This is a genomic window from Kamptonema sp. PCC 6506 (genome assembly GCF_000180455.1).
GTDB lineage: Bacteria > Cyanobacteriota > Cyanobacteriia > Cyanobacteriales > Microcoleaceae > Kamptonema > Kamptonema formosum.
On the sequence record NZ_CACA01000329.1, the window covers coordinates 37,413 to 53,198 of the forward strand.

17 protein-coding genes are annotated in these 15,786 nt (G+C 41.2%); 9 read left to right on the forward strand and 8 right to left on the reverse strand.

Going from position 1 to position 15,786, the window contains the following annotated elements:
• The first annotated feature begins 195 nt into the window (after positions 1-195).
• The 4 genes from OSCI_RS21970 (at position 196) to OSCI_RS21980 (ending at position 1,480) form a co-directional block, all read left to right on the forward strand.
• Complete coding sequence (locus tag OSCI_RS21970; protein WP_007357357.1) at positions 196-420, forward strand: hypothetical protein; 225 nt, start codon at positions 196-198, stop codon at positions 418-420.
• A 69-nt stretch (positions 421-489) separates the two neighbouring features.
• Positions 490-684: a hypothetical protein gene (locus OSCI_RS29210; protein ID WP_148288938.1), complete on the forward strand. Its 195-nt coding sequence runs from the start codon at positions 490-492 to the stop codon at positions 682-684.
• On the forward strand, positions 677-901 hold the full coding sequence (locus OSCI_RS21975; protein ID WP_007357359.1) for a hypothetical protein: 225 nt from the start codon (positions 677-679) through the stop codon (positions 899-901). Before OSCI_RS29210 ends, OSCI_RS21975 begins: the two co-directional genes overlap by 8 nt.
• A 63-nt stretch (positions 902-964) precedes the next feature.
• Positions 965-1,480 (forward strand): DUF29 family protein, encoded by a 516-nt coding sequence (locus OSCI_RS21980; RefSeq protein ID WP_007357360.1) that lies wholly within the window; start codon positions 965-967, stop codon positions 1,478-1,480.
• Between the two features lie 2 nt (positions 1,481-1,482).
• Here OSCI_RS21980 and OSCI_RS21985 read toward each other — a convergent pair whose 3' ends face one another.
• The 3 genes from OSCI_RS21985 to OSCI_RS21995 all read right to left on the reverse strand — a co-directional run bounded on the left by OSCI_RS21985 (position 1,483) and on the right by OSCI_RS21995 (position 6,590).
• Positions 1,483-2,670, reverse strand: a complete 1,188-nt coding sequence (locus tag OSCI_RS21985) for a CapA family protein (RefSeq protein ID WP_007357361.1) — start codon at positions 2,668-2,670, stop codon at positions 1,483-1,485.
• A 153-nt stretch (positions 2,671-2,823) separates the two neighbouring features.
• Positions 2,824-4,602 carry an N-acetylmuramoyl-L-alanine amidase gene (locus tag OSCI_RS21990; protein WP_007357362.1) on the reverse strand — a complete coding sequence of 593 codons (1,779 nt, stop codon included), beginning with the start codon at positions 4,600-4,602 and terminating at the stop codon, positions 2,824-2,826.
• A 299-nt stretch (positions 4,603-4,901) separates the two neighbouring features.
• The gene (locus OSCI_RS21995; RefSeq protein WP_007357363.1) at positions 4,902-6,590 is read right to left on the reverse strand and encodes a potassium channel family protein; all 1,689 of its coding nucleotides are present in this window, start codon (positions 6,588-6,590) and stop codon (positions 4,902-4,904) included.
• Positions 6,591-6,822: 232 nt separating this feature from the next.
• Between OSCI_RS21995 and OSCI_RS22000 the strand changes: the two genes are divergently transcribed.
• On the forward strand, positions 6,823-7,161 hold the full coding sequence (locus tag OSCI_RS22000) for a DUF6972 family protein (protein WP_007357364.1): 339 nt from the start codon (positions 6,823-6,825) through the stop codon (positions 7,159-7,161).
• The gene (locus OSCI_RS22005) at positions 7,109-7,378 is read left to right on the forward strand and encodes a hypothetical protein (protein WP_007357365.1); all 270 of its coding nucleotides are present in this window, start codon (positions 7,109-7,111) and stop codon (positions 7,376-7,378) included. Before OSCI_RS22000 ends, OSCI_RS22005 begins: the two co-directional genes overlap by 53 nt.
• A gap of 78 nt (positions 7,379-7,456) precedes the next feature.
• On the opposite strand, the gene OSCI_RS22010 is transcribed toward OSCI_RS22005, so the two are convergent.
• Both OSCI_RS22010 and OSCI_RS22015 read right to left on the reverse strand, forming a co-directional pair.
• Complete coding sequence (locus tag OSCI_RS22010) at positions 7,457-7,681, reverse strand: DUF4926 domain-containing protein (RefSeq protein WP_007357366.1); 225 nt, start codon at positions 7,679-7,681, stop codon at positions 7,457-7,459.
• A gap of 8 nt (positions 7,682-7,689) precedes the next feature.
• Positions 7,690-8,025, reverse strand: a complete 336-nt coding sequence (locus OSCI_RS22015) for a DUF6883 domain-containing protein (RefSeq protein WP_007357367.1) — start codon at positions 8,023-8,025, stop codon at positions 7,690-7,692.
• Positions 8,026-8,156: 131 nt separating this feature from the next.
• On the opposite strand from OSCI_RS22015, the gene OSCI_RS22020 reads away from it, so the two are divergent.
• Positions 8,157-8,468 (forward strand): DUF4926 domain-containing protein, encoded by a 312-nt coding sequence (locus OSCI_RS22020; RefSeq protein ID WP_007357368.1) that lies wholly within the window; start codon positions 8,157-8,159, stop codon positions 8,466-8,468.
• Positions 8,469-8,581: 113 nt separating this feature from the next.
• Here the strand turns inward: OSCI_RS22020 and OSCI_RS22025 are convergent, their stop codons facing one another.
• Both OSCI_RS22025 and OSCI_RS22030 read right to left on the reverse strand, forming a co-directional pair.
• Positions 8,582-10,099 carry a WD40 repeat domain-containing protein gene (locus OSCI_RS22025; RefSeq protein ID WP_019487901.1) on the reverse strand — a complete coding sequence of 506 codons (1,518 nt, stop codon included), beginning with the start codon at positions 10,097-10,099 and terminating at the stop codon, positions 8,582-8,584.
• A 7-nt stretch (positions 10,100-10,106) separates the two neighbouring features.
• Positions 10,107-11,198 carry a hypothetical protein gene (locus tag OSCI_RS22030; RefSeq protein WP_007357370.1) on the reverse strand — a complete coding sequence of 364 codons (1,092 nt, stop codon included), beginning with the start codon at positions 11,196-11,198 and terminating at the stop codon, positions 10,107-10,109.
• 224 nt (positions 11,199-11,422) lie between these two features.
• Here OSCI_RS22030 and OSCI_RS22035 point away from each other — a divergent pair, with 224 nt between their 5' ends.
• Both OSCI_RS22035 and OSCI_RS22040 read left to right on the forward strand, forming a co-directional pair.
• Positions 11,423-12,838, forward strand: coding sequence for an NB-ARC domain-containing protein (locus OSCI_RS22035; protein WP_007357371.1), 1,416 nt, complete (start codon positions 11,423-11,425; stop codon positions 12,836-12,838).
• Positions 12,839-12,882: 44 nt separating this feature from the next.
• On the forward strand, positions 12,883-13,308 hold the full coding sequence (locus OSCI_RS22040) for a DUF4351 domain-containing protein (protein WP_007357372.1): 426 nt from the start codon (positions 12,883-12,885) through the stop codon (positions 13,306-13,308).
• Positions 13,309-13,537: 229 nt separating this feature from the next.
• Here the strand turns inward: OSCI_RS22040 and OSCI_RS22045 are convergent, their stop codons facing one another.
• On the reverse strand, positions 13,538-15,751 hold the full coding sequence (locus OSCI_RS22045) for a molybdopterin oxidoreductase family protein (protein ID WP_007357373.1): 2,214 nt from the start codon (positions 15,749-15,751) through the stop codon (positions 13,538-13,540).
• Between the last annotated feature and the right edge of the window lie 35 nt (positions 15,752-15,786).

Genomic DNA, 15,786 nt, shown 5'->3' on the forward strand with positions numbered 1-15,786 from the left:
GCATTATAATGGAGCCAACACCAGAGCAACTTCGATGGCTATATCTGAAGGGACGCGAATTAACAGCAGATTTCAAATGTTTGATTAGGTTAATTGACATTTTCCCCAATGGGAACTTGTACATTGTGATTCAACCCCGGCAATTCGCAGACCAACGCATAATTCTGTACATCGATCCTAATGGAGGTAAGCGATATGTCTGAAGATATTAAAGAGCAATTCAAACAGCTAACAAATGATGAATTAATTGATTTTGCCCTAGAACATTTAGGAGAGGAGAATGAATATGTACGGCAATTAGCAATGATGGAACACTATGAGAGAACTAAAGACGATCCAAACACAATAACCGATCTGCCTGGAGAAGATAAAGGTTTGCGATTGAAGTTGGCTCAGATAATGGAAAAAGCAAAGCAATAACTAATAGTAAGGTGGGAATTACCCACCTTACACTCGTGATATTGTCTTTTTGAAATCAACTTGATTATAATGGAGCCAACACCAGAACAACTTCGCACACTATATGTGACTACACACCAATTAACTGTACAGCTAAAATGCTTTATTCGGTTAGTTGATATCTTCCCCAATGGAAAATTGTACATGGTGATTCAACCCCGGCAATTCCCAGACCAACGTATGATTGTTTACATCAATCCTAATGGAGATATAGAATATGTCTGAAGATATTAAAGAACAACTCAAACAGCTAACAAATGATGAATTGATTGATTTTGCTCTAGAACATTTGGGTGAGGAAAATGAATATGTACGGCACTTAGCTATGATGGAACACTATGAGAGAATTAAAGACGATCCAAATACATTAAGAGATCGAGCAGGAGAATTTAAAAACTTGAAAGTGAAGTTGGCTCAGATCATGGATAAAGCAAGGCAATAAGTAAAAGTAAGGTGGGCATTGCCCACTTTACAAAATCACTAAAATTATTGATGGTGAAAAATAATGGTACAGGAATTAATAGACCTCAAAAATTGTATTTTAGAAAGTCGCTATGACGATGCTTTAGCAATTGTTGATGAGTTAGAGGGAATGAGTAAACAGGCAACTTTGCGGAATATTGGGTCTTTTTTACTAATTTTACTAATTCATTTAATTAAGAACCAAGTTGAACAGCGGTTAACAAATTCTTGGGCTGCTTCTATTGCTAATTCTGTTAGAGGTATTAAAAAGCTAAATCTTAAGGATAATAAAACATCTTACTACATCAACGTGGATGAGTGGCAGCCTTTTCTAGAAGATGAACTAGAAGCAGCAATTCGCGAGGCTAGTAGGGAAGTGCTAGAAGGGAAATTAAGCCGCGTTCAACTTTCTCAAAGAGTTGATAGAGGGCAAATTATTTTGATTGCTAATAAGTTTCTTGATTTGACCTACTCTTATTCTAGACAGGAATTGGAAGATGCGATCGATGAATATTTGTCGCATTTGCCTGGGGGTGAAGATTGGAATTTAGAGAGTTAATATTATTTTTTGCTACTCCCAGACTCAAGATGACTGTTCATTGTCCGCAAATTTTTCTCTAAAGCTGCATATTCTGTCTTTGCAAGAAGTTTATCGTTCTTATTATTCACAACAGCTTCTAATGGCAAAACCCGATAATTCAATTTTCCATTTTGGCTGTAACGATGTACCCAAGTAGGAATTGCTTCCACTTTCCCAATTTCTATGGTTTTCTCTGGGAATTTTTTGCGGATATTTACGGTAAAAATCACTCCCAAATCTTTATAATTCCCAATTTGACCAGAAATAAAATTACCCATTGAATAAATTACCACTGCTTTTCTAATACTACCATCTTTTCTAGGTAATTCAAAGATTTTATAAGGCTGGACAACGTGGGGATGACTACCGAGAATAATATCCGCACCAGCTTTTACTAAGCTATCAACGAGTTTTTTTTGTTGAGCATTTGGTTGACGCTGATATTCTTCGCCAAAATGCAAACTAATTGTAACTAAATCGGCTCCCTGCTTTCGCGCTTTGGCAATATCTTTAACGATTTTATGTTCATCGATTAGAGAGACAAGATAGTTTTTACCTTTGGGAATGGGGATGCCATTAGTTCCGTAAGTATAGGCTAATATTGCCATTGAAATATTATTTTTAGTAACTATTAAAATTTTCTCTGCTTCCTTGGCAGATGCGGCTGTACCTGTTGAGTCAAGTTCGCGATCGCGCACATTTTTTATAGTATTAATTACTCCCTTTTCTCCTCTATCTAAGGAATGATTATTAGCGGTTGTCAAAATATTAAAACCTGCATTTTTGATAGCATCTGCCAATTGTGAGGGTGCATTAAACAGTGGATATCCCGTATATCCTCCTGCATCTTCACCCGCTAAGGTTGTCTCTAAATTGCCAATTACCCAATCTCCAGTTAATAGAATTTTCTTGACTTCTGTGAAAAAGCTATCGAATTTATAAGTTTTATTCTGCGAATCATAACCCGATTGCGTTTGACTTTTGTGCATCATAATGTCGCCAACAGCAATTAGTTTAGCTTCTTTGGTATAAGATTGCGGTTTGACGGGAACGGAAGGTTGAGAGGATGGACTATTCTTTGAGATTGGTGTGCGATCGGAATTTTGGGAGAGATTGCATCCGGGAAGAAAAAGAATGGCAATTATTAATAATGAATATCTGAGTTTCATCTTATTTTTAGCAGTTTTAGGAATTGTATAGCAATCGCCAAGATTATTAGGAAAATTTTATTTTTTTGAGAACTTACGTAACGCCGTTCTCACTTGTAGTAAAATAATCGCCAAGATAGTGGCGTTACGTAAAGCTTGCATAATTCCTATTTTTTATCGAGTAGCAAACCATTCGGTAATTCCTTGCGCGATCGCATTTGCTAACTTTTTCTGTTCTGTCGGGTTTACAATCCATTCAAACTCTACTGGATTAATCATAAATCCTAATTCCATTAATACAGATGGAGCGACAGCGGGACGAGTCATTGCTAAATTATTCCAGAATACGCCATAGGTCGGGCGATCTAATTTTTCAACTAAATAGTTGTGCAAAAATATTGCTAAACTGTGCGCTTGGGGATGAAACCAAAAAGCTCCAATTCCTTTAGTTTTAATCGCATCGCCGTTATCTGGTAAAGCATTATAATGCAAAGAAATGGCAATCGCAGGTTCTTGTTTATTAATCATTTCTACCCTTGGCGGCAAATCTAAATCGATATCTTCCTCGCGCGTCATAATCACATTCGCACCCCGATTTACTAATTGTTCTCGTACCAACTTTGAGATAATCAAAGCCACACTTTTTTCACGATAACCTGTTGGCCCGATACCCCCCATATCTTGCGGGCCGCCATGTCCCGGATCGAGGAGTATTTTAATTCCTGCTAGTGGCTTTTCTGTTGTACTAATTTTCGCCCCTACAGGTGGATGTTTCAGAGATAGGATTAAAGTTGTCCCCTCATATCTCAACTTATAACCCCAATGTTGAGCAGATTTGAGATTGAAAGTATATTGTACTTGTTGGGGAGATATTTGTTGCCAGTCTAAGCGCGAAATTACTGGGTCATCATCGAGGCGAATAATGTCAGTTTGAGCGGTGGTATTATATAATGTTAGGATAAAGGTTCTTTCTCCCTGTTGCACGGCTACTGGCACTGCTACTTCTAAGGGGAATCGCACCTCTGTCCACTCGCCAACTTGACGCGCACTGGCACTCCGAATTAGCGATCGCACTGGCACTGCATCTTTGAGAATCCGCACTTCTGAGGCTTTAATCCAGGCTCCATAATCCAATCGTAGCCACTCTCCCTCGCGGGATACGATCGCGGCCCTAGTTCCCTTGGGCAGGGGTGTCAAGCGCGAAAAATCCGTACTGGGGCCCGTTCTAGCGACACCTGCATCTGCGGTTACTTCCGCTACTTCAAATTGAGTCGGAGACAAAATTGTAATCTTGCCAGTACCTTGTTGAGTCACAGTTTGACCGTTTACTGTTAGTTGAAATTGGGGTAATCCTAAATCTAGTTTAGCTTTTTCTCCCGTTTCTAAGGATATTTGAGCGCAACCTTGATACTGTCCGATCGCGCTTTTTTCGGGGGAATTCCCCCCAACTAATACAGCCTTATTATCTGGCAAATCCACTTGCGATCGCGCCATTAAAGGAATCGTGTCACCCGCCAATTTTACTGAAACCTGCGCGTTAGGAGGTGCGATCGCGCTAAAGCAAATTAACTCTCCAGGCATTCTCGCTATATCCTGTGATGGCATCAGCGAAGCTTGGGCAAACGTCGCACCTACAGGCACTTCTGGCTGATTTGACTTGCGCGTTACCTTGATTTTTACTTCCTGATTTTCATAGCGCAAACTAAAGCTATTTTGTCCCGCCTGCAAGGGGAAAGTCGGAGCAAAATGTCCTGCTGGACTGCGGTTTTCGATGGGTTTACCATTGACAAATACCTGTCCTTGTGCTGGTGCTGTGCCGATTAAGAAAATGCGATCGGCAGTCGTTTCGTGATTAGCTGGAGGATAGGCGACAAATAAAGGTTGCGCGGCTACGGCTACGGATGCGATCGCCACAATTATTGCCAATACCAATAATCCTAAAATTTTTCTCATAAAAAAAGGATGGGAGTTTGGAAACTCAGTGTCTTCAGACCTGAGAGGAAAAACGACGCAAGGGAATTTATTCCCTCGTGTTCTTAAAGAATTCTACACAGGATTTACACACATTGAGGTCAGAAACCGGGTTTCTTTGTAAATCTCTCGTTGAGAAACCAAGAATTTTTCACACAAACCCGGTTTCTTTGTGTAACGGGTTTCTTTGTAAACTCTCGTTAAGAAACCAAGGATTTTTCACACAAACCCGGTTTCTTTGTGTAATTCCTACTAAAATACCCTATTTTTTCCCTTCTTTTTCAATTTCTAATTAATTCCGTAGAAACGGATCTCCACAATTGCTCTAGTCTATTAGCTGGCATAGTCAAATACAAGACATCCCCAGCACTAAGATAAAAGTTTAGCAAATCCCAGCCGTGAATTGTTTGGCAATTAGTTTCGGCATACAAAGGTACAAAATCAGCAGACATAGCAGCATCTTGAATGCGTTGGCCGCAAAAGGGATGCCCTGGTGTAATTAATGTTGCTAAGGCAACCCAGAGACTATCTAATGTCATCCCATTACCAAAAATCCGCCCTCCAATTGCTGCCGCAGCGAAGGCAGGAGCGGCTATTTCTGTCGGACTTAATACGGCTTCAAATTCAAAGACTTGTTGCACCATGAGTGCAAAATGTGGGTCTTGATTGCGAACAATAACTGGCAGTTTGGGAGCTAATCCTTTAGCGCTTAAGGCAATTTCTAAATTTGACATATCGCTGCTAGTAACTGCTAATAAAGCTTCAGCTTGTTTAATATTAGCTTCTTCTAGGATTGAAGATAAACTTGCATCTCCTTGAATTACGGGAATTTTTAAGGAGCGAGCAGTGCTGAGGAATCTATTGTTAGAGTCGCTGTCTATGACTGCAACTTCATGGCCGTTGGCTTGTAGTTGTTTAGCAATCTGTACTCCTATCCCTCCCAAACCACAGATTATATAGTGATTTCGTTGGGGAATTCGCGCAGCATCCCAATATTCTCTTAAGCGGGTTCCTAATATAAAATCGTTGAGGAGTGCGTAGAAGAGGCCGATCATTCCTGCCCCAACTAACATCATGATTACCGTGAATATTTTAATACTATCTGGGGCATTTTCTACTACTTTATCGTTGCCGCCAGCTCCGGTAATCATGCCGACGGAAAAATAGAAAGCATCAACTATGGAAACATGAAAATTTACAGTTGTATATGTGAATGTGGCTGCTAGAATTATTAGTAAAAGAGTGATGCTGACGCTGACGGCTGATTGAGTTTGCTGCTGAAGTCGCCGTATATTAGTGATGATTTTAAGTAGTTTTTGAGTAAAAGTTTTGCGGCGCGATCGCACGCTGGGTTGAGTGGCAATAATTAGGCGATCGCCTTGCTGTAAATATCCATGAGCTAGAACCGCCGATACTAGGTCAATTTTATTATCCGCTGGCAGATAATAGATCAGCATTCGCGATCGATCTTCCCATAAATCCCTCAGTTTTCGACCTTTCCAGGCATGATTTTCATCGATATATTCTTCGTGAATCGGCCAAGTCTGGTTAAATAGGCGCAACTGTCCAATTGCTTGATTGCCAAGAGCTGCAAAGGAAAACACGGGAGCGGCTAAGGAGGAAACGCTCATTGTGGTATGCTCCGGCAGGGTATGGTCTAGGCGATCGCCCAGGCTGGTATTGAAGAGGCGGTTAATGATGCGAATTTTAGGATTGAGAATCCTTGCTTGCATCAAAATTGCCAAATTTACGGCATCGTCATCTCCCGCTAAAACGAGGGTGTGAGCGTTTTGAATGCCGGCGGCCAATAAACTTGAGGCTGCTTGTAAGTTGCCTACTACGACATCGGAACCTTCACATCTCAAAGGGCGATCGCTGATACCAACAACGATCGCTCCTTGCTGTCTCAACAAACAGAAAATCTTGTACCCTGTGCGACCTAAGCCGCAAACTATGATTCGAGGTTTCATAGAAAGTTCGTTGCAATACAATCTAGGAGTTGCCTAGATTGTGCAATTTACTATTATCCAGTGTTGGTACTTGGAAGATTGTAGCTAAAAATACTATTAGACATTTTGATTCAAAATGGCGGTGGGCTGATTTTAATAGGAGCTCAAGTGATGATTTTAAGTAGTTTTTCGCTAAAAGTTTTGCGGCGCGATCGCGTGATTTAATGATACTTGTATGTTCAGCAATTAATTAATGAGCGGAATTAATCGCCAAATCACTCTTGACAGCAGGCACATTGCTAAACACTTGCCAGACACGCCACAAATGAGAAGATTGCTTAATAAAGGACGTGCTGCCCATATTTTTAATGATGAGGCTACTATGAATCAGGTAGCTCAAGCCATAATAGAAGATGGAGAATTTACAGGTACGATTCGGGGCTACGATCGTTATGGTATGTTTTTTGTTGAATCAATTGGTTATAGAGTTGACCCGAATAGTAGCCGCCTTTTACTTTATTATGGAGAGATAAAAGTCGATGCTGAAAACCGATATCACGTTACCCCTCGAAGCCGACCTAGTGAAGAATAATTGGGAGTTTACAGAGGTATGGATCGATCCAAACCTTTCACCGCCTTATCTGCTTTTGTTACTAAGTGATGCTGAGGGAAATTGTCGAATCTACGATCCGGCTGAGGGTTATAAAGTTGTGTTTTCTAGTCAGAGTTATGATGAGGCACAGTATTGGCTTTTGGAGGATGAATATGAACCGATAGAAGGGCGATTGAGAGTGTCGGAGTTAGTTTGAATAATTGGTGTTGAAGGTGCGATGCCTGCGGCTGGCGTAGCTGCGGCGCTTGGGGATGAGGTGAAATTTAGATAATTTTCAAGCTAACATTCGAGCGTGAGCGATTTCTCTGTCACGGATCAGACGGACTTGTGAACTAAAGAGTGAGACAATAGCTACTGTTTTCCCGGTCAAAGTAACAAATTCTACTTCATATCCTACGCCACCTTGATGTACTAAAACAACGGTGCCAATATCGCCTTGGCTTAAGTTTTGTTCTGGGATGTCAGTTGTTAAAACAACGCTGTCAAGTTCTTGAATCATTTTCTTTTTTAATCTGGTGGATAGGCACTTATTAGCCTGGGAATTTCGCCTCCGGTTTCAATAAACCAGACAGAACGCACAAAGGGTTTTCTGCCATCTGCTGCGAGGATTTCTCCTTCAACAACGTACCGAGTGCCAAAAGGCGATTCTTCAATTTTAGCTAATTCATGCTCAGCAGCATGACGCAGCAAGGCAGTTGCCATGATTTCCCAAGCATCGACGGAGAAGCCAAACCGCAAAAAAAATTTGGCTTTGCTTTTCCCGTCCCGGTGGGTAAGTGAGAGCAGATATTCGGTAATTTTCTTTTGAGGAGCCACTGCTCTTTCATAATTGGGCAGTTTCAATGACTCTCTCCAGAGCTGATTATGTCTATGTTAACCAGATTTGAGGCGATCGGTCAAGGATGGGAGCGATCGCGCTTGGGGATAAATAGTAATATTGCTAGATTGACAACTTTATATCTAAGGAAGCGGAAATGATACAGCCTGAACTTTTTGATGTTGTTGAATTGTTAGTAGATTTGCCTGAAGATCGTGTCTATTCAGGAAATCAAGGGGCAATAGTAGAGTGCTACTATGATGGCAATTATGAAGTGGAGTTTACCAATAATGAAGGAGAAACTTTAGCTTTGTGTACGTTATCAGAGGAGCAATTTATTGTGGTTTGGAAAGCTAGTACAAAAAGCTGGCTGTCAAGTTCGGAGAAAATTACAGCAATTATTAATCATTTACCCGATCGCTCTCAGGAAGAAGTGTTAGAATTTGCTTGTTCTTTGTATCGGCGGTAGTTTGTTTGGAGAAAGCGCGATCGCACTTTTTCATAAGTTGGAATGGGAGGGGCGATCGCTTACATAAAAGTGTAATTTGAGATAGATTCGTAGGGATACACTATGACTCTTTTCTAAACTCTTTCCCAAAACCTAACTGTTCTATCCTTACTACCGCTTGCTAAAGTTTTACCATCAGGACTAAAAGTAAGTGATGTTACTACATTATGATGTTTAGGTAAAACTACATTTTCCATAGTTTTAACATCCCAAGTTTCAATTATACCGCTATCGTCTCCACTAGCAATTAATTTACCATCAGGGCTAAAAGCAACTGTTCTGACTCTAGCTGAGTGTTTTCCGCTATTCAATTCTTTACCACTATCGACATCCCAAAGTTTGATACTATTGTCATCGCCACCGCTGACAAGTATTCTACCATCAGGACTAAAAGCTAATGAATTAATAGGTAAGCCATTAGACAAACCCTGCGCTGGAAAACTTTTAATCTTTTTTCTACTGTTCCAATTATAAGACTGAATATTTCCCTCACCATCCCCAATGACAAAAATAGAGCTATGTTCGTCTGGGCTAACAGCTATAGCCCTAATCTCACTTACAAAGTTCTCAATTGGTTGGCCTCTTTTGCCACCGGTTTTAACATCCCAGAAAAAAATTATTTTATCTTTACTGCCACTAATTAGCATTTCGCTATCTGGAGTAAAAGCTACGGGTATAATTCTACTGAACTCAATGTTTTTATGTCCATGAATTTCTTTATGCTCTTTTTTTTCTTCAATATTCCATAATTTTATGACACCATATCCGATTTTTTGAATGATTCCAGTAGCCATATACTGACCATTAGGACTAATTGCAATAGGATGAGGATAGCCGAATCCAATAATATCTTCTTTGGCAGAAAAAGTATCTTGGTTAGTCCCTAAATTTTTGATAATAATTGTTTGTTGGTGTTCGTATCTAATCGCAATAGAATTGCCTTTGGGTAAAAATGTCACTGATGTAACTTCACCATCAAGATAATTAGTCCTTTGGTTTCTCCAGCCTTGACTTTTACTGCTTTTTTTCTGCGGATCTACCTCTGGAAAAACTGGCGCTTTAGGTTTGTCTGGTTCCTCTGGTTTCTGGATATCAACACCATAAGGATCTAGTTTCTGATATTGTAGGCAAGATTCAGAACTATCTTGTGGTAGGCTAAAACATACTGAAGCTGTAGCAGGTTCAACCCTTGTACATTCCCAAAATTCACGATAAGGTTGAATAATCATTCCGTGAGCCATTTCGATAGTATCTTTGGAAACTATCACATCTGGGAGTAATCCCTTAATAACAATTCCTTCAATTAACAAAATTTCTCGACCAAATGAATCTTTTAAAACTCCACTCCCTTCAATGCCCATGTCTTCAAAGGTTGTTTCAATCACTCGAAATACTATGGTTAATTTTCCAACTTTAGATTTATGTATTTCTCGGTAGAAAGACACATTTTCTGCTGTTAGATTACCGCCTGCTGTGTTGGCAATAGTATTGGCATCACCAACTTTACACATAAAGTCAGGGGCAACTATTGTTCTATAGTCAAGGTGGCGATTAGCGCTAACTAAAAAAGGCCAACAATCTAAATTTTTCATAAAGATATTACGAAGATAGATCGGAATCGGGGAAACTTATATAAAGTTGGTTTTGGATCAAGATAAAGCTGTTGACAACAGATTCAAGAGCGCTTCTTTCATCGCCTATTTTGTCCAAGGCAGCTTTTTGTTGCTGACGTAATTCCTCACTTCTTTCAGCCGCTTCTCTTTTCTTTTGTTCGGCAGATCCTGCCCAATTTTTAATCCCAGGAAAACCTCTTAAGAATCCTGGCAAATTTTGACTGAATTTTTCCACACCAGAAAGGTCTGCTTCAACTTTAGTCGATCGCTTCCTTTCTTCTGAAGCCCTTTTATCAAGTTCTCTTTTTTGATTCAGGATCAAATCCGGTAAAACACAAGCTAAGGGAACTTCTACCTGAAATGGTTTAGGCAGTTTTCCGGGAATTTTTTCCATACCGCCACCAGGTACAGGTTTAGCGAAATCTTTCCCAACGGAACTAACAGGAATCAATCTGGTTAGAAATCCATCTTGTTTACGGGTGGTAACTAGATTCTGAAATGCGTCACTAGATTCTAATAATTTCTCTCGTACTTGTTTCAAAGAATATCCACTACTTTCAACAATATCCCACTTGCTAATGACAAAATGAACTGGTTTTGCAATACCTCCCGTCATTATATCAAGTATATTTTTTAACTCATTGATAACCCATACTACTCCTTCCTGTTCTTGACGCATCAGAGCACAAATTTTAGCTCCGTCTAACAATCCCAGTAGAATATCAGCACTTTCTATCTTTCGATTAAAATCAGAACCATCTTCCATATCGGCTTCAGTAATTCTACCGCCTGCGTAATCGAGATAGATAAACTGGCAAGCTGAGTATTTAGTTCTATTTCTGTTGATGGAGCAGGTAAAAACCCATTCTAAGACTTCCTCCCGAAGCGTCCCTCGAGGCCATTTCGTTTGTGTAGCAACTTCGGTGTAGATTTCAGTCAGTTTCTTGCGATTTTCAGCACCAATCTCTAGGAAAAATCCCCATTCCCCTTGACTGGACAGCTTCTGAAACATACTTCCCAAATACACGGTCTTGCCAGAACCGCGAGGCCCCAACATAATAATTCGATAAATCTGCATGGATTTTACTGCCTAATAAGTTTATTTGCGGATAGCTGTTGTTTTTAGCTGAGCTGCATATATCTTAATCAATGTTATCAAATACTTTCGATATAACAATTGAATTTAATGGGTAATTTGCCAAGATAAAATTTGGGATTTAATGGGAGTTAATAGGAAAAAGTGGTATTTAGTTCCTCAAATATCAAAAAGTGTGGTAAACTGGTACTGTGTTAGACCCAAATATGACTGCACCTAAATTTATGGAGCTTGAAGAATCGGTAAAATGGATCGATGACGAAATATTTGCTAAAACAGGAAAACGTCTTGACTCTCTACAAATATCTATATTAGAAGCTACTTCGCAAGGTAAAAAGTATCCAGAAATAGCAGAAGACTATAAATTTAGTAACGATCATGTCAGAAAAGCTGCTTGGAAGTTATGGAAACTGCTGTCAGATGTGTTAGGAGAAAATGTTAGTCAATCTAATTTTAGATCGTTTTTGAAACGAATAGAATTTTCTAATAATCATATTGTTAATAGTATTAATAATAGCAAAATTAATGTTTGTAGCGATCGATGTCATTCAGAGGTAACAAAAGAGCGATCGCCCACCTCTCCCCAAAACTCCCAACAAACTCCTAAACAACTTCACATAGACTTATCCGATGCACCAGATTCAAACATATTCTATAACCGCACATCCGAACTTACCACACTCAAACAATGGATTGTAGAAGATCGTACTCGTCTCATCACCATATTAGGATTAAGCGGAATTGGCAAAACTGCCCTCGCCATCCAACTAATAGAACAGATAAAAACTGAATTTGATTATATTATTTACCGCAGCCTCCACAACACCCCAACCCTCCAAACACTCGAAACAAACCTAATTCAATTCCTCAGTAGGGGCGGTGCCCCCGTGCCCGCCCCAGAAGAAAGGGCAACCACAGGGGGATTGCCCCTACTAGAATATTTACGTTCATACCGCTGTCTTGTAATACTCGATGACGTACAAATGATTTTCAGCAGCGGACAACTCGCAGGCAATTACCAACCTGGATATGAAAATTACGGCACATTCTTCAAACAACTAGCAGAATCATCCCACCACAGTTGCTTAATATTATTAAGTTGGGAAAAACCCAGAGAAATAGTGGCCTTAGAAAGCCAAAACCAAGCCTGTAGGACATTACAATTGAATGGTTTAGGAACCGAAGCTCAAGAAATTCTCAGAGAAAAAGGTTTACTAGAACCGGAGAGATGGTTAGAATTGATTGACATTTATCAAGGTAATCCATCCTGGTTAAATATAGTGGGCGCTATGATTCAAGACTTATTTAACGGCAGCGTTTCAGAGTTATTATCTTACGATACACTATTTTTAGGCGATTTAGAACCCCTATTGCAGCAGCATTTCCATCGCTTATCTGACTCAGAAAAAAAGGTGATGTCTTGGCTAGCTAGCGAAGTCGAACCAATTGAAATATCAAAAAGTACAGTAAATTTGGAATTATCCCCATCGGAATTATTAAAAAATGTGCAATCCTTGGGACGGCGTTGCTTGATAAAAAAAATCAAACAAGGTGAGCGAACACTTTTCACACTTCAACCTGTATTTAGGGAGTACATTAAAAACCTAATGTTATCAAAATAATAACAATACCAGAGGCTTGCAATCGCAGCGACTCCCCGGCATCCTTGCTCGCACAAGTTGCCCAAGAAGTTGCTAAAATTGAGCCAATCGATGAGCGGCGGAATCTGTTAACCTGTGCCGATATTCTCGCCGGTCTGCGGTTTGAAAGAGATTTGATTCGCCAACTATTTAGGAACGATCTTATGCGGGAATCTGTAACTTATCAAGCAATCCTTGAAGAAGGATTGGAACGAGGGGTTCAACAAGGAGTTCAACAAGGAATTCAACAAGGAATTCCACAAGGAAAGCAAGAGGAGGCCTTATCGCTGATTATGCGCTTACTCACTAGACGTTTAGGCGCGATCGCACCTGAGCTCCAAACTCAAATTCAATCATTATCCCTAACTGAATTGGAAGAACTAGCTGAGGCACTTTTAGACTTCTCTCAACTCACAGATTTAACTACTTGGTTAGAGCGGCAAAACCAATAGACACAGACCGATATAATTTGTAAGGTGGGAATCCCACCTTATACCAATTCTCCAAAGTTATACAACGGTAGAGGCAGGAGGATTGCCGCGACCCCATTTCCCCGATCCAAAAGTTTCAAATACGCACACAGGCTAAGTCAGAAACCGGGTTTCTTCGGAGATTTCTAGTTGAGAAACGGAGATTTTTCATAGAAACCCGGTTTCTTTGCATAAGTCCTGACTTTCTTATTTAATCACTCACCATTAACAACGATTTCTCCCCTACAACTTCCACTGGAATTGGTACTAATTGAACGGCACAAGCTTTTAACTCTGGCTGTTTAGAATCGGGACAACTCTCATGGTGCATGAGAGTATTTGCTTCGGCACCATCGGCCCACAAACTACCCCAGTGCATCGGTACAAACACCGTCCCAGGCGCGATCGCTTTCGTAATCTTAGCAGGAAACCGACAAACTCCTCGGCGCGATCGCACTTCCACCATCACCCCATTCTCAATCCCCAATTCCTCCGCATCCCTGGGATGAATCTCAATAAACGGATCGGGGTGCATTTGATTAATCTTCTCAGTTCTACCCGTCCGCGTCAATGTGTGCCAGTGTCCGTAAAGTCGGCCAGTAGTTAACACCAAAGGATAATTCGGATCGGGTGGTTCCGCCAACCCTCGCGAATGACAAGCTGCAAATCTCGCCTTCCCATCAGGCGTATGAAAACGCCAATCCGTGTAAAGTCTCTCACTTGCAGCCAACTTGCGATCGCTATCTTCTTTCCCTTCTTCCTTCTCCCCTCTTCCTTCTTCCTTCTTCCTTCTTCCTTCTTCCTTCTCCGAAAGCGGCCACTGCATTGGCCCTTCCGCACGTAGGCGATCGTGACTCATCCCAGACATATCGCAAGGCTGCCCCCGCGTCAACTGCACGAACTCACTATGTACCTCAGCGGAAGTCTGGAAAGTAAACTGATCCCCAAAACCCAAGCGACGGCCCACCTCAGCAAAAATCTGCCAATCCTGCAAAGCTTCTCCCTGCGGTTGCTGGAAAGCAGGACACAAAGTTACTCGGCGTTCGGAATTAGTCATTACTCCCGTCTTCTCACTCCACTGCGTCGCTGGTAACAGTATGTGAGCAAAAGGTGCTGTTTCCGTTGGATAATAAGCCTCTTGATACACCGTGAAAGGCGATCGCCTCAAAGCCGCCTTAGTCCGCTCCAAATCTGGCATACTCACCGCCGGATTAGTGGCTGCAATCCATAGAAACTCAACTTCCCCCGTTTCTAAACCCGTCATCATATCCCAAGCCGTGCGGCCCGGAATCGGTGAAATACTCCCCGCCGGCAACCCCCAAAACTCCTCAACTTCGGCTCGATGTTTCTCGCTTCTCACAAACCTATATCCCGGTAATATGTGAGATAATCCCCCCGCTTCCCGTCCCCCCATCGCGTTTGGTTGGCCAGTAAGAGAAAAAGGGCCGCATCCCGGCTTACCAATTTGACCAGTCATCAAGTGCAAATTAATTAGCGATCGCACCTTCGCCGTCCCCTCAGAAGACTGATTCATCCCCATCGACCACAGCGATAAAATTCGCTTGGATTCTTGCCAATAGCGGGCCGCCGTCTTCAATTCATCCACAGAAATGCCGCATCTGTCCGCTACAAATTGCGGTGGATAATATTTAATTACCTCCGTAAAAGCCGCAAAATTAGTCGTACATTCATCAATAAACGGAGCGTGAACATCACCCCATTGTAGTAATATATAAGCAATCCCATTCAGCAAATCAATATCCGTTCCCGGTTTAATTGCTAAGTGCAAATCCGCCGCTTCAGCGGTAGGAGTCCGCCTCGGATCGACCACAATCATTTTAACATCGGCATTTTTCTTATGGTATTTTGCCAGTCGATTAAAAATAATTGGGTGGCATTCTGCGGTATTGCTACCAATGATAAAAGCACAATCAGTTAACTCTAGATCGTCATAGCAACAAGGCGGGCCATCAGCACCAAAACTCTGCACATAACCAGCAACCGCTGAAGACATACAGAGCCGAGAATTGGCATCAAAATTATTAGTTCCCAGACAACCTTTGATTAGTTTCTGAGCAACATAATAGTCCTCAGTCACAAATTGACCCGAACCATACATACAAAGAGCATCTGGGCCGCTAGTAGCGCGTACAGTTTGAATGCGGTTAACAATTGCATTTAAAGCCTCATCCCAGCTAGCGCGGCGGAAAGGTTCATCTAGGGAGTCACGCATCATCGGATAAAGCAGGCGATCGCGCTGAATAGATTCTGTGACTGTTGCTCCCTTGACGCAAACCATACCCATACTAGAGGGATGTTCGCGATCGCCTTTCACCTTCCAACTCTGACCTGGTTTTGTTGGCGACGACACCTCTAAACCACAGCCCACACCACAATAGGGACATAGAGTTTTAATACTTTCCATATTCTAATTTGGTAATTGGTAATTGGTAATTGGTA